This window comes from Paenibacillus sp. 2TAB23 (assembly GCF_052115165.1).
Lineage (GTDB): Bacteria > Bacillota > Bacilli > Paenibacillales > Paenibacillaceae > Pristimantibacillus.
The window spans coordinates 279,700-293,476 of the sequence record NZ_JBFRGD010000004.1 but is presented as its reverse complement, the minus strand read 5'-3'; the positions used below and the strand labels follow the sequence as shown (position 1 = coordinate 293,476).

General features: G+C 42.7%; 14 protein-coding genes. 11 read left to right on the top strand and 3 right to left on the bottom strand.

What is annotated here, in order from left to right; translation table 11 throughout:
* Positions 1-54 precede the first annotated feature (54 nt).
* Both AB4Z29_RS08715 and AB4Z29_RS08710 read left to right on the top strand, forming a co-directional pair.
* On the top strand, positions 55-438 hold the full coding sequence (locus AB4Z29_RS08715) for a hypothetical protein (RefSeq protein ID WP_441942667.1): 384 nt from the start codon (positions 55-57) through the stop codon (positions 436-438).
* A gap of 161 nt (positions 439-599) precedes the next feature.
* A complete protein-coding gene (locus AB4Z29_RS08710) occupies positions 600-1,499 on the top strand; it encodes a hypothetical protein (protein WP_441942666.1) in 900 nt (299 codons plus the stop codon).
* 95 nt (positions 1,500-1,594) lie between these two features.
* On the opposite strand, the gene AB4Z29_RS08705 is transcribed toward AB4Z29_RS08710, so the two are convergent.
* Positions 1,595-1,888: a hypothetical protein gene (locus AB4Z29_RS08705; RefSeq protein WP_441942665.1), complete on the bottom strand. Its 294-nt coding sequence runs from the start codon at positions 1,886-1,888 to the stop codon at positions 1,595-1,597.
* Between the two features lie 124 nt (positions 1,889-2,012).
* Here AB4Z29_RS08705 and AB4Z29_RS08700 point away from each other — a divergent pair, with 124 nt between their 5' ends.
* Positions 2,013-2,138, top strand: a complete 126-nt coding sequence (locus tag AB4Z29_RS08700) for a hypothetical protein (RefSeq protein ID WP_441942664.1) — start codon at positions 2,013-2,015, stop codon at positions 2,136-2,138.
* Between the two features lie 76 nt (positions 2,139-2,214).
* Here AB4Z29_RS08700 and AB4Z29_RS08695 read toward each other — a convergent pair whose 3' ends face one another.
* Positions 2,215-2,643, bottom strand: a complete 429-nt coding sequence (locus AB4Z29_RS08695) for a VOC family protein (RefSeq protein WP_441942663.1) — start codon at positions 2,641-2,643, stop codon at positions 2,215-2,217.
* A gap of 710 nt (positions 2,644-3,353) precedes the next feature.
* Between AB4Z29_RS08695 and AB4Z29_RS08690 the strand changes: the two genes are divergently transcribed.
* The 8 genes from AB4Z29_RS08690 (at position 3,354) to AB4Z29_RS08655 (ending at position 11,639) form a co-directional block, all read left to right on the top strand.
* Positions 3,354-4,040, top strand: coding sequence for a DUF7002 family protein (locus tag AB4Z29_RS08690; RefSeq protein ID WP_441942662.1), 687 nt, complete (start codon positions 3,354-3,356; stop codon positions 4,038-4,040).
* 150 nt (positions 4,041-4,190) lie between these two features.
* Entirely contained in the window at positions 4,191-4,766 is a 576-nt protein-coding gene (locus tag AB4Z29_RS08685; RefSeq protein WP_441942661.1) for a TetR/AcrR family transcriptional regulator, read from the top strand.
* Positions 4,767-5,071: 305 nt separating this feature from the next.
* Entirely contained in the window at positions 5,072-5,836 is a 765-nt protein-coding gene (locus tag AB4Z29_RS08680; RefSeq protein WP_441942660.1) for an SDR family NAD(P)-dependent oxidoreductase, read from the top strand.
* A gap of 237 nt (positions 5,837-6,073) precedes the next feature.
* Positions 6,074-7,654: a spore germination protein gene (locus AB4Z29_RS08675; RefSeq protein WP_441942659.1), complete on the top strand. Its 1,581-nt coding sequence runs from the start codon at positions 6,074-6,076 to the stop codon at positions 7,652-7,654.
* Positions 7,655-7,726: 72 nt separating this feature from the next.
* The gene (locus AB4Z29_RS08670; protein ID WP_441942819.1) at positions 7,727-8,890 is read left to right on the top strand and encodes a Ger(x)C family spore germination protein; all 1,164 of its coding nucleotides are present in this window, start codon (positions 7,727-7,729) and stop codon (positions 8,888-8,890) included.
* Between the two features lies 1 nt (position 8,891).
* Complete coding sequence (locus AB4Z29_RS08665) at positions 8,892-9,122, top strand: hypothetical protein (RefSeq protein ID WP_441942658.1); 231 nt, start codon at positions 8,892-8,894, stop codon at positions 9,120-9,122.
* A 20-nt stretch (positions 9,123-9,142) separates the two neighbouring features.
* Complete coding sequence (locus AB4Z29_RS08660; RefSeq protein WP_441942657.1) at positions 9,143-10,228, top strand: GerAB/ArcD/ProY family transporter; 1,086 nt, start codon at positions 9,143-9,145, stop codon at positions 10,226-10,228.
* A gap of 130 nt (positions 10,229-10,358) precedes the next feature.
* The gene (locus tag AB4Z29_RS08655; RefSeq protein WP_441942656.1) at positions 10,359-11,639 is read left to right on the top strand and encodes an ATP-binding protein; all 1,281 of its coding nucleotides are present in this window, start codon (positions 10,359-10,361) and stop codon (positions 11,637-11,639) included.
* A gap of 156 nt (positions 11,640-11,795) precedes the next feature.
* Here AB4Z29_RS08655 and AB4Z29_RS08650 read toward each other — a convergent pair whose 3' ends face one another.
* Positions 11,796-13,715, bottom strand: coding sequence for a glycosyl hydrolase family 18 protein (locus AB4Z29_RS08650; protein WP_441942655.1), 1,920 nt, complete (start codon positions 13,713-13,715; stop codon positions 11,796-11,798).
* Between the last annotated feature and the right edge of the window lie 62 nt (positions 13,716-13,777).

Here is a 13,777-nt window from a genome sequence, read left to right as displayed (position 1 = left end):
TAACCTATTGCTACATACGTTATACAAAGCGGGCTGCAGGGAGAGGAGTATGCCATGAGCCATATAGGAAATGTTGTTGCGAAGCTGCTGATCTATTTAGCTGTATTCCTGTTTGCGGTTCCGGCGGTACTCTTTTCAGTTCTTGTGATTAGTCTTACAGAGGATATGAAATCAGGAGCTATGATGCTCCTGACAGCATCTGTACTTTTTTTAGTGCTTAGGCTTAACCGTAGTCAACATGCGTTTGAGCCAAGAAAGCATGGTTATGGAAGATATAACCAAAAGGACTGCGGTTATGATGAACGGAGTATGACTGTGATCAGGGAATATGCGCCGCCACCTCCGTTAAGTGATATATACCGCGAAATGAATGATCGAAACGGTGAGACAGAAGAGCTTTATCGTATGATTATGGCGTGCAACAAGGTCGATGAGTAGCCCCCTTTCTTTTTTTTAATGACAATAAAGTGATTAATCAATTAGTGTTTATCTTCAACATTTAGAAGGATGTAATTGGCATATTAAAAAATATTAATCCCAAAGTCCCCCTCATATCAGCTAAGATGTGCGAAAGCTAAGGAATAAAGGGGATGATATGTATGGAGAAAAAAAGATGCTTATTTTGTTCGGAGTTTGTACCAGTAGAGCAAAAGGGAGAGCATGTCCATTTTCTTGGATGCCATTGTGCGCCGAATAGCTTCTATGGTTTGAAAAGCGACCATTATTTAACGATTCATTCGTTGCCATATACGGTTAAGAACAAACGATTTTCACTGATATCGGGCTATATAAGAGAGAAGACAGACTGCGGAGAAAAGGTACTGCTTGGAATGGAAGAAGTGGAAGCAATCGAAGATGTAGCGACAATTCCAGTAACAATCGAGGATAAGGAAAACCGGCTGCTTCAGTTTATTTATCGCAACGCGGAAGGACCAGAGGATTCTATACTCATACAACCGTTAAGCAATCATTTTAATTTGACGTATTCCCCGAACTTGCAAGAGCTGGTGTACATTATCGAGAAGCTAAAAGAAGCACAGCTGCTAATCAGGGAAGGACTGAGCTTCAAGCTGACCGATAAAGGCTGGAACACTGCAGCTGCAAGCGCTGGTGGGAGAAAGCTCAAATCATGCTGTGTTTTGCTGCCGGAAGATGAGGATACGCGCAGTACTTGGTTGGTAGACATTTTCCCGAAAATAGAGCAATGCGGATTTCTGCCAAGGCTGCTTCAGCAAACGGAACCAGAACAAATGGGGACACAGTCATTGCTTGAATACTCCGAAAGCAAGCTTATGATCGCCGATATAACAGAGCATTCACCTGAGGTGTATTTTGCTGCCGGTTATGGGCTCGGAAAAAATATACCCGTTATATGGACGATGAGAAGCAGCGATCATGCAGAGCTTTCAGTTCGCTCGCATCCGATTCGTCCATTAATGTGGGAGAATACGGCGGATCTTGCCTCCATGCTTCAGCAAAGGTTGAATAATAGGGCATAGGAAGAAACATTCAAAAAACACACGCAATAGCTGGTGTGTTTTTTGTTATATATAAATGAACGTATAGGTCATAAACAGTACGCCATCCAGTCTTCTTAACTGCACATAGACGTTGGTTTCAGAGCAGCATTGAAARCAGCCCGGTTCTGCCATAGAAAGGATAACATCTCAGCTTGTTCTTCAAAAAAGTGCTCCTGGCAATCCGAATAGTCTTGTCCAAGCCCATGCACGCTGAAGCGTTCCTCGCCATAACTCATCAATGTCCATTGGCCGCCTCGTTTACGGTCTTCGAATACGAGATAATATTTCTGGCCTTCGTTGTCCCATTGTGACAATTCTTGAAATTGGTCTAAAATAAATGGAATGTCTGTTTTCTTTTTAATCAGCATGAGCAATCTCCTCTTTCTGTATAAATATAGTTGGCATATTTAATTATGGACTTGCATAAGAACAACACAAGAATATATGATTTTACTGAAAAAGTATGTCAAACGATAGGAGCAGAATTTAGGATTGTTTGACGGAAATTGGCGATGGCTAACCGGATCAAAAGGTGAGACTGAGCTGCCAGCCACATCGCGAATTTGGAATACGATTCTGAAGCTGGATGCAATGAGGCAAGTATTGGAAGCAAAATAAGCGGGTGCTTTTGATCCAAGGGAGGCATCGACTGAAACGATAGTAAATGCCTCTCCTCTAAAGTCAAAACGATAAACTAAGCTTCCAACGTTTCGCTATCCATACTTACTTGCCAATCAATACCGAATTTATCGGTAAGCTGACCATAACATTTGCTCCAAAAAGTTGGTTGAAGCTCCATAGTAACTTTTCCGCCATCTGAAAGCTTTTCGAAAAGGCTTCTTGTTTGCTGTTCATCTTGGCTGACAATGGTTAAATTGATATGATTCCCTATTGTAAAAGGCGTGCCCGGAAACACATCAGAGAACATGACGATCTTTCCCATTATATTGACTCTGGCGTGCATGATTAATAACTTAGCTTCCTCGGGCAGCGGATACTCAGGGTTTGACGGCATATCACCAAATGTTGCGAGGTGCGTAACTTCTGATCCGAATACTTCAGCATAAAACGTTGCAGCTGCACGGCAGTTCCCATTAAAATTCAAATAAATCTCAAGCGACATGTTCAAGACTCCTTCACGGTTTTTATGTAATGGCTTGTCCTATTATTCTAATCCAGGGTTTACATTAACCGAGATTCTCACAATCGAGACCCTGTTGATTTGATTCTAAGCATTTACTGTACTTCATGCAAATCCCTACAGACAAATGATTGGATCTGGTTGCTTTAAAGGCCGTTTTATATAGGAAACGAACTTCGRCACGTCCATGAACCTCTTCGCAAATCATGCAATAAAACGTTTCCTCTTCAATCATTGTCCTTGCCTCCAAATGAAATTCATTTATCGAAAATATTATTTACCCAATATTTATCAGTTTGAAACAATAATGAGAAAAATTTAACAAATATAAAAAGTTACGCGTTTTATAAATGTTAAAGTCGAATGATAAGCATGAAAATGGCCCTCAGATTATGAGGGCCGAGTTTTTGCAATTAGTAGCCTCCGCCAAATACACCACAGCTACAAGCGATAATCACCAATAGGATGAAAAGCACAAGGATAGTTCCAGTGTTATTGAAAGCACCACCTACAAGACCGGACATAGTATACAGCACCTCCTTGCTTGTTGAGTACTCAGTAATGTATGCCGAAAGTTTCCTTTATGATTGGGTGTTTGTTCCGGTAACAAATGCTCCGAGACAATCGTATCGTTTGAACGCATTCATAAAATGGTATCCTAATAAGAAAAGGGAGCAGCAGGGGTGGGAGAGATGTTAAAGAATGAGATCATTGCGGATGTGACAAGAGCCCAGGGAAGAAAAAGGTTATATCATTTCACAAGAGTGAAAAATTTAAGCGTGATTTCACATTTCGATTGTTTGTATTCGAGTCACTTGTTGTATCCTCAGTCAAATGCGGAGCGCCGCACAGCACCGATTGAGGTGGATTTTCTGAATCAAAGTGTCACTGTGAACGCTCATCTTCGAATTCCAGACCAGATGATTGATGCGTCTTTCACACAGGAGCAGTTCCGCGCTTGTTTGAATGGTCATGTGTTCTTTTGGCCAACAATTAGAGATTGTAGAAAAATGATTGAAACGTATGCTAAAAGAGAAAAGAATGAAGCTTTTGCCGTACTTGAATTTGATGCGCCTGCATTTCTGCAGGAACATTATTCGGATATAAAAATAACGAAATATGATTCGGGAAGCTCACCGAGATATCCGCAAAAATGCTTATATAGGAAAAGCCCGAACATGTTCCTGCCATTGACGCATTTTAAAAGAAATATGAGCTCGCTCGTTCCTGTCAAACCCTCCGAGATCAAAGAGGTATTGGTAGAAAACCAGGCTTCATGCCTTTCAAAGCACTTGCTGGCGGTTTATACAGAGGATTATTTTCACATTCCGGCATGTTGGTCTAAGTTCGGGAGACCTTGGTCTGAATTATGGAACTAAGTTGGACAGAATAAGAGAACTTGTGCGGTGGAGACCGAGCTTCTTCTAAGCAAACTAGTATGATTTTGATATGAGAACGATCAGTAAAAATAATTATTTACCGATCGTTCTCAATATGTTATTATCGTTTCTAGAGGAGGAGTGAACAGAGTGGCGAGGGCTAAAGAGTTTGATGGTGATGCTGTATTGTTAAAGGCCATGAAGCTGTTTTGGGAACAAGGGTATGAAAAAACGTCAATAAATGATCTGGTCGAGTGTATGGGAATTCATCGCAGAAGCTTGTATGATACATTTGGCGATAAACATAAACTATACTTGACAGCGATTGACCGTTACAGCAAGCTGGTCAACGCTGAGACTCATACAGGTTTACTTGGAGCAAGCCCCACACAGGCAATTAGCTTCATGATCGATTTTATGATTGAAGGTGTTGATGACAGCCCTCCAGGCTGCCTATTTGTAAATATGGCTGTCGAGCTTGCCTCGCGGGATTATGAGGTAGAGACGAAAGTAAACGATAGCTTTACTAAGTCGGAGCAGCTTCTAGCAGATATTATTCATAAAGGGCAGCAATCAGGTGAGTTCGCTTCAAGTTTAAAGGCGGAAGAGCTTGCCGAAAGTTTACACAATTTGCTGCTGGGTCTAAGGGTACTTGCTAGAACTTCAGCTGACAAAAAAAAGCTGTATCGGATTGCCAACGTTTCTAAAAAAATATTAGATAAGTAAAAAAATTTTTCATAATTCGAGAATGATCGTTCTCAAATATAAGTAAGCTCAAGGGAGCGATTTTATTCGATGCTAAACAGGGAGAAGTGACTTGGGATGAAGGTCTCAGCACGATTGCTAAGTTGAGCTTGGATCGGACCGTAAACCAATTAGGAGTGCTCCCGTACCAGCTGGTAAATTTCAGTGATATGGATGAAGCAAGGAAATGGGTAGTTGAGATGCCAGCTTATGCAAAAGCATATTAATTTTTTGATAATTTGAGAACAATCATTCAAAAAAACAACAGGATAAAGGAGATTATTAAAATGGGAAAATTAAATGATAAAGTAGCATTAATAACTGGAGGAAATAGCGGAATTGGGCTAGCAACGGCAAAGCTGTTCGTGGCACAAGGTGCAAAGGTTGTGATTACGGGCCGAAACCAAGTCACTTTGAACGCTGCTATTGAAGAAATTGGTCCAGCAAATAGTGTAGCCGTTCAGGCGGATACTACGGATCCTGAACAAATGAAAAAAGCTGCTGTTGCAGCTGTGGAAGCATTCGGCGGATTGGATATTGTATTCGCTAATGCAGGTATTTCTGGCCATACTCCAGCAGGGGGGACGGAACTTTCTTTATTCGAGGAAATTCTGAAGGTAAATGTGACAGGCGTGTTTTTCACTGTACAATCTGCTTTGCCTTATTTGAGATCAGGAGGTTCGGTAATCTTAAATGGGTCTGTACTTGCTAATGCCGGAAGCCCTGGATGGTCTGCATATGCGGCAAGCAAAGGCGCGGTCGTCAGCATGGCACGAGTACTGGTTTCAGAATTGTCACCACGGGGCATACGGGTGAATACCTTGCTGCCTGGAGCAACTAGAACACCTATCTGGGGGCAACCCGAAGGCTTGGCCAAAATGGAATCTGCACTCACGCGGTCTATTCCTCTAGAACGGTTGGGAGAACCGAATGAGATCGCGAATGTAGCTTTGTTTCTTGCATCGGATGAATCTTCGTTTGTCCAAGGCGCAGAGATAAGTGTTGATGGCGGAGCGGGCTCTTCACCCTTTGGAGCACCTATTTATCGTTAAGTTGTTGGTATGATTATCTGCATTAATGCAATTGGCTTGAAACGCACAGACCGTTCTCTTTTTTTATAGAGGGAACGGTTTTTTTGTTGTTGTACCATTTCGATTTCATGAGGCACCGATATATCAGTGTTGTAGTAGTAAACACTGAGCTTAACTCTTAACTGTGATTCTTTCTGCCGTATTGGAGGAACCCGTTTCTGGACACACTGTTATAAGCAGGAATTTGGGAGGACAGCGATGCGCTCTATATTCAAACGAAATCAGGCCAATCACAAAACGAAGACAACAGAGCAGGCTTTCCTTAAACAGCAAGGCCCTAATCTGTCTAAACCAATCATGCTCGCGGAAACACTCGAGATAATCCGAAAAAACACGGGGAATAGCACCGATCTGATAATTAGACAATTTCAAATCGATACTGCCGATGCTTCGATTGATGCGGCTATCGTCTATTTGGACGGGATGGCTGATTCGACAACGATTATGGATTCTTTGCTGATTGATGGCAAAGAAACAGGTATTTACCGCGATGCAACGTCAGACAATCTCATACAAAAACTGAAGTCATCTCTACTTAAAGTAGGGGAAATCAAAACAATTACAGATATGGACAGCATACATATAGCTATTTTCTCAGGGGATGCGATCGTACTCATCGATGGAAGTGCGGAAAGCATTGCTGCCGGAGTCCGAAAATGGTCGGAGCGTGGAGTCACAGAGCCGCAATCACAGACTGTTATCCGTGGCCCTCGAGAAGGCTTCTCTGAATCAATACGGATCAATACGGCTCTCGTACGTAGAAAAATCAAAGATCCCAACTTGTGGCTCGAGACAAATCCGATTGGGAGGATCTCAAAAACGGACGTTGCCATTATGTTCATAAAAGGCATAGCGAACGAAAAGGTTGTCAATGAAGTAAAAATAAGACTAGCGCGAATAGATACCGACGCAATTTTGGAGAGTGGTTATATCGAGGAGTTCATACAAGATGATACCTACACGCCTTTTCCAACGATTTATAATACAGAGCGTCCTGATGTCGTCGCTGCAGGCTTGCTAGAGGGCCGTGTTGCCATTCTTGTAGACGGCACGCCGTTTGTATTGCTTGCGCCTGCTTTGTTCACGCAGTTTCTGCAAACGGCAGAGGACTATTATCAACGTGCAGATATTAGCTCCTTGCTGCGTATCCTTCGATTTGTTTCTTTATTCATCGCCTTATTTGCGCCATCCATCTATATTGCAATTACAACCTTCCATCAAGAAATGATTCCAACGCCGCTGTTGATTAACTTTGCTGCTCAGCGGGAAGGAATTCCGTTTCCTGCGTTTGTGGAAGCGATTCTAATGGAAGTGACGTTTGAGATTCTGAGAGAAGCAGGTGTTCGGATGCCAAGAGCAGTCGGACAAGCTGTTTCAATCGTTGGTGCATTGGTCATCGGGCAAGCAGCTGTGGAGGCAGGTCTTGTCGGTCCGACGATGGTCATTATTGTGTCAATTACGGCAATCTCTAACTTCGTAATCCCTTCCTACAGTTTAGGCATTTCGGTACGGATGATTCGATTTATTCTAATGATGCTTGCCGCGTCCTTTGGGTTATTCGGTATTCTTGTTGGTATTATTGCGCTTGTCCTGCATTTATGCAGCCTACGGTCATTTGGCATTCCGTACATGTCGCCATTCGGACCTCTCGATATGGAAGACCAGAATGATAATTTGATCCGCCTACCTCACTGGTTGCAGCATCGAAGACCTCGATACATAAGTCAAGGTAATGAGATACGAGAAAAGAGCACGCAGCCAAAACCACCAGAGCCCTAGGCAGCAAGAAGGAGGCATTGATTGATGAGCTTTCGAACAAAAGCGGCATGGCTGCTGCTTGTCGCGATCGAATTGTTTATACTGACCGGCTGCTGGAATCGAAGGGAGCTTAATGAATTGAGCATAGCGTCTGCCTTCGGATTTGATAAGAAGAAGGATCAATATCAGCTAACTGTTCAAGTGATCAATGCCAGTGAAATATCTGCAAATAAATCAGGCGGCAAACGATTACCAGTCATAACTCAGCAATTGGCAGGTGGAGCAACCATATTTGAATCAATGAGGGAGCTCACGAAAACAACACCACGTAAAATATACTCTTCACATATACGCATCGTTGTCATAGGAGAGAAGCTCGCACGAGAAGGTATTGCTCCGGTTCTAGATATACTCTCTAGGGATCATGAGCTTCGAACCGACTTTTATTTCATTATCGCTAAAGGTACGAAAGCTGAAGATATTCTCAAAGTTTTGACTCCACTGGAGAAAATACCATCCAATAAATTGTATTCCTCCCTTAATTCAGCTCAGAACAGCTGGGGGGTTACTTCCAAAATCGATCTGCATGAACTTATTTTTGATTTGGTGAGCAAAGGCAAGGACCCAGCGCTAGCTGCCATCAAAATAAGCGGCGATCCAAACATAGGTGAATCTCAGAAAAATCTGGACTCTGTTCATCCGCCAGTAACACAAGAGTACGACGGGATGGCTGTCTTTCATGAGGATCGTTTGGTTGGCTGGCTCAATCCTTTTGAGAGCAAAGGCTATAACTTTATTCGGGGGCAAATCAAAAGCACAATTGTTACCGTCGGTTGTCCCTCAGGCGGGAAGATTAGCATTGAATTATTAAGAGAAAATACAAAGGTAAAAGCGCGAGTGAATGATGGGAAATTGAATATGGAAGTCAAAATCCAAGCTGAGGGCAATATAGGCGAAGTTGCTTGCGGAAGCGAAGATATAGGCAATCCTGAGACCATTAAAAGGTTAGAATTAGCAGCAAACAAGGAAATAGAGCGAATGGCAACCGCTTCAATGACGAAAGCCAAACAATTAAAATCAGATATTTTCGGTTTTGGGAATGCGGTTCATCGTTCACATCGGCATTTGTGGTATCCACTGGAGAAGGAATGGGACGAGTATTTCGTTCATTTACCAGTGAATATTGAAGCTGAGTTGAGCATACGGCAAACAGGCTCAGTCGTTGAATCATTTTTGCGAAAAATGAAAGGAGATTGAGATGTGGATTATTATTGTCATCGTTGCAGTAGGTGTCATGGCAGCGCTGCAGCTCCCTTCATTAAACAAAAAAAAACTGCGAAAGGAGCGGACCGTTTACCTTCTGCTCCTATTTATTGCCTTTGTTTTGGCGTCGCTCGAAAGTTTGAGAATCAAAATTCCAAATCCGCTTGATGCCGTTACTATTGCAGTCAAGCCTATAACGATGGTGATTAACTATATCTTTCAATAGAGAAGCGGGAGGACCATATCATGCTGGAGAATGGGCAAATAAGCAGGCAACAGCTATTCATACTGGTCTTTTTGTTCAGCTTGGGAAGTGCGATTCTCATTGTACCGTCTGCCATGGCTTTGACTTCCAAGCAGGATAGCTGGATATCCGCACTCCTTGGCGTATTATTGGGAATGCTGCTGCTTGTCCTTTATCATTCGTTAGGTAAGTCCTTTCCAAATCAGAATCTGGTTCAATACAGTGAAATAATAGCGGGGAAGTTTGTTGGCCGATTGATTTCCTTTCTTTATTTGACCTTTTTCTTGCTGCTGTCTGCATTGGTGCTTCGCAACATAGGTGACTTTATGACGACGATTGTGATGCCGGAAACGCCTATTCAAGCGATTTTTATATTGTTTATGGTCATTATTGTAATGGGAGCAGGGTTAGGTCTTGAAGTAATAGGGCGCGCGGCGGAAATTTTTTTGCCTTGGATTTTATTGCTTCTATTCATTCTGATTGTTTTTATCATGCCTCAAATGGAAATGAATCGGTTATATCCGATATTTGAGGCTAGCGTCAAAGAAATGATTAAAGGAAGCCTTACGATTCTAGGCATTCCTTATTTGGAGCTTGTGATCTTCTTAATGATATTGCCCTATGTGAGGCGAACAAATAAGAGGGGCAATGCATTCCTATGGGGTGGCTTTCTCGGCGGGCTTGTATTATCAATCATTACCTTGCTTTGCATACTGGTGCTCGGTTGGGATTTCACTTCCAGGCATAGCTTTCCCAGCTATACGCTAGCAAAGAAAATTCAGGTCGGTGAGTTTCTTCAACGCATCGAGGTCATGATGGCTGTAATCTGGTTTCTAACTATTTTCTTTAAGCTTGTGCTTTGCTTTTATGCGGCAGGACTGGGGCTAGCTCAGCTGCTTCGGTTGCAAACCTACCGGCCATTACTGCCGCCGCTAGCATTAATTACGGTCGTACTTGCGCTCATCGTATATCCCAACAACGTATACTTCCGTTCATTTGCATCTCAAACCTGGTTTTCATATGCCTTAATTTTTGGATTCATTATTCCTATTACATTATTGGCTATTCATAAGCTAAAAAAGAATTAATCATACTCAAATACATAGCTGTCAAATTTTCTATTAATTCTCTCTATTATTTATGATATTATATTTGTTAGTTGATAGTGCTTAAGAACTATACAAATATTGTAAAAAGAGAGGAAAAATATTAAGAGATATGGTAAATCAATTGCTTATTCATCTTATTATCATATTGTTTCCGATCTTTATCCAACAGTTCTTTATGGTCCGCATAGCTAGAAGCAATATCATTTATCAAATTATAAACGGCTGCTTATTTGGATTATCAGCTGTATTGTGCATGGCATTCCCCGTTTCCGTTATCGATGGCTTTCAAAGTGATCTTAGATGCATTCCTTTAATTATTGCTTTTTTATACGGCTCCGGGAAATATTTGCCTGGACTTCTGGCTCTGACTGTCGGTGTATTGTACCGGCTATATGTTAATGGAGATGCTATGTATCTTGCAGTATTTTCTTTTCTGCTTAGTGTTGGTCCTGCCATTTTTTTTGCTAAATCATTTCTTAGTTATCACAAAGTCAAAAGAGTCGTTATATCTTTGATTTTAGCAGCAAATAGCTCGATTGTTTCGTTTGTGTTCCTTATTGTATATTTGAAGTCACGGCCATTGGATCTACATACGGAATCGCATAGCTTATGGATCATGACCATTCTAACGATAGCAACGTTAATTGGCATGGGAATCTCATCTATGCTCAAAGAGCACCTCATTGAAACGGCCTATTTGAAGCTTGAGCTGGAGCGAAGCGAGAAGCTCAAAATCGTCAGTCAAATCGCAGCATCCGTCGCGCACGAGGTACGCAATCCGTTAACGGTAGTAAAAGGTTTTTTGCAGCTGCTGCAGGAATCGGTGGACGATAAGAAAAAAGATTATTTGAAAATCGCTCTTGCTGAGCTTGAACGGGCCGAATACATTATTACGGATTATTTAAATTTGGCGAAGCCTCAAGCAGACCAGCTTGAACTGGTAGAGGTTCCAACTTTTCTTGGCGGCACACTTGATATTATGAACTCATATGGATTAATTCAGAATGTTCAAATTCATCTTAACTGCAACCAAACCGATTTATATGTTAGAACGGACAAGCCGCGGCTATCTCAGGTTATCTTGAACTTAATCAAAAATGGCGTGGAAGCGATTCCGGAAACAGGAGAGGTGACTGTAAATGCCTATTACCGGAATGAAGAGATCTATATTGAAATCATTGACACGGGAAAAGGGATGTCCAAGGAAGACTTAAGTCAGATTGGGACAGCTTTCTTTACGACGAAGGATACAGGAACAGGACTTGGCATTCTCGTAACCATACGAATTATTGAAGCGCTCCACGGTAAAATCTCATTTGAAAGCGAGCTAGGCAAAGGAACGAAGGTTACTCTTCGTTTTCCAGCAGCCGAGTCCCAGCAGTCATTCTAATCATACTAAAAGGCTGCACGCTATTGCGTGCAGCCTTTCTACTGTCTTTACTCCGTGATTAAAGAGCGCCGCTAAAGGCAATAGTTCATGTATAACAGCTTGGAGTTGACTACGAAAAGCAAAACAACCTCTGACAATGGATTAGCGGCTTTCCCATTATTTATTTCGCAGCATCATCGTCCATAGCTCAGCGCTTTCATAGCCTAATCGCCAAGCAGCGACACCGGCTAGGTCATAACTCTTTGCCATATCAATTCTTGCCTTGACGGTGGATTCGGTTTCTGCCCAGAACATATACGTAAATCCATCTTTGACATATTTATATTTCATTTGGCCTGATTCCGAATCAAATACGCCCTGCGCATTTGTGTCAGCAATCAGCTTAGGCAGCTCTTTCATCACAACAGCGCGGTTTCCGACAAGTTTATTTTGGCTATCAAGCTTCCATTCCCTAACATAAAACGGTATGCCTAGCATAAGCTTGCTGCGAGGGATGCCATAGCTTAGAAATTGCTTTATGCCTTCTTCCGCCCATTTTAGCCCAGCGACGGAACCGGGTGTGGTACTCCCGCTCCAATGCTCGTCGTATGCCATAATGATGATGGCATCGACAACGGTTGACAGCGCAGCGTGGTCATAGGCCGTAGCGTGATTCCAGCTCAAGCTGCCGCGCGGCAAATCGATGGATATTTGCATGTTTTTGGCATGAATAGCTTTGGCAAACGCGGTAACAAAGCTTGTATAGGCTGCTCGGTCACTGCCTGCAACCTCTTCGAAATCAAGGTTTATCCCGGCTGCCCCAAGCTGAACAAGTCTTGTCGTAATACTCGCAATAAATTTCTGTTGTGCCGCTTTGTTAAGCAGGAAAGCAGTTGTCATTTTTTTGTCAAACTGGTTGTGAACGAGTGGCATCACCTTTATCGCTTGTGCCTTCAATGTATTTGCCACAGCTAAATCCGATGTATCTGTCAGTGTTCCATCCGCAGAAGCAAGCTCGAACCAGGTTGGCGAATCGATCGATAAGCCTTGTGTATTCGCTGCATGTTGTAATACGGTTGCGCTAGACGCACTGCCGTTCCAGCCCATATAGGCGAGTTTTTTAGCGTTGCTCCAAATGCTGCGGCCGTCGCTCGTTCTTATCATTGCATTCGAGTATGCCTTGGCATACGCCATCGCACTTTTTCGCGCATTAAAGGATTTTAGCGGATTCGCGCCTTGATATACGGAAAGATACGGGACGCCTGACCAATAAACGTTTCCATTGTAAATGACCTCGGCATTTGGTATTTTTTTGGCTGTTTGAACTGCCTCATCAATGTTTATTGCGGCTTCGATGAGCTGGCCTTTTTGTACGATCCGATAGGCAGGTACGTTCGAATGTGCGATTTTTCCTGTTTTTGTATTCAGCACCTCGCTCCCAGCAATGGAAGCAGCAGCATTTATCGCATCATAAAGAAAAGCGTAAAGCGGCTTGTCCTGTAGTGAATCGCCGCCAAGTGTCAGTTGGTAGATGGCAGCAGCTTCGCGCTGCGCTTTAATTTGAGCTGCTGAGAGGTTGCTCCACACCCATTTGTTAGAAGTGAGATCGATGATATGCGAGTTTCCCCATTTTTTAGCTTCCTGCTTGGCAGCTTCAAGGGAGGTAAAGGACCAAGCATCTTTCGTGTTATCGCCTTGAAATAATTTGAACTTAGCATAAGAATGATAGCTCCAGCCAATATTCTCTAAATCGCGTATATGAACGTTGCGAAGCTTCTTAGCTGTAGATAAGGCGAGTGCGTAAGAGGCGAATTCCCATTTGGGATTGGATTGGCCATTCTGATACACTTTAAAACGCGGGAAGTTATCCCACACCCAAGTACGGTTGGCGATCTTTTCTACATGGCTGTAGCTGAATTTGCCTGCATAAACTACCGCTTGTGCTTCTCCAGAAAATTCACGCAGAGCTTGGTCATTCTGATAAACGCGATACTTTGTCATCTGTGAAACGGCAGCGCTGGTAAGATCTGATGCCGCTTGCAGCACATACTGACTGAATAATAGCAGCAATAACGCCGTGCAAAGTTTCTTTCTCATAAGCTAGCAACATTCACTCCTCTCAGGGTCAAGTGTTTAGACGCAAGAAGAGTACAGAGGTT

Bases quoted from the DNA above. Each gene is read 5' to 3' on its own strand.
- AB4Z29_RS08715 (WP_441942667.1), top strand. From the start codon at position 55: ATGAGCCATATAGGAAATGTTGTTGCGAAGCTGCTGATCTATTTAGCT.
- AB4Z29_RS08710 (WP_441942666.1), top strand. From the start codon at position 600: ATGGAGAAAAAAAGATGCTTATTTTGTTCGGAGTTTGTACCAGTAGAG.
- AB4Z29_RS08695 (WP_441942663.1), bottom strand. From the start codon at position 2,643: ATGTCGCTTGAGATTTATTTGAATTTTAATGGGAACTGCCGTGCAGCT.
- AB4Z29_RS08690 (WP_441942662.1), top strand. From the start codon at position 3,354: ATGTTAAAGAATGAGATCATTGCGGATGTGACAAGAGCCCAGGGAAGA.
- AB4Z29_RS08680 (WP_441942660.1), top strand. From the start codon at position 5,072: ATGGGAAAATTAAATGATAAAGTAGCATTAATAACTGGAGGAAATAGC.
- AB4Z29_RS08675 (WP_441942659.1), top strand. From the start codon at position 6,074: ATGCGCTCTATATTCAAACGAAATCAGGCCAATCACAAAACGAAGACA.
- AB4Z29_RS08665 (WP_441942658.1), top strand. From the start codon at position 8,892: ATGTGGATTATTATTGTCATCGTTGCAGTAGGTGTCATGGCAGCGCTG.
- AB4Z29_RS08660 (WP_441942657.1), top strand. From the start codon at position 9,143: ATGCTGGAGAATGGGCAAATAAGCAGGCAACAGCTATTCATACTGGTC.
- AB4Z29_RS08655 (WP_441942656.1), top strand. From the start codon at position 10,359: ATGGTAAATCAATTGCTTATTCATCTTATTATCATATTGTTTCCGATC.
- AB4Z29_RS08650 (WP_441942655.1), bottom strand. From the start codon at position 13,715: ATGAGAAAGAAACTTTGCACGGCGTTATTGCTGCTATTATTCAGTCAG.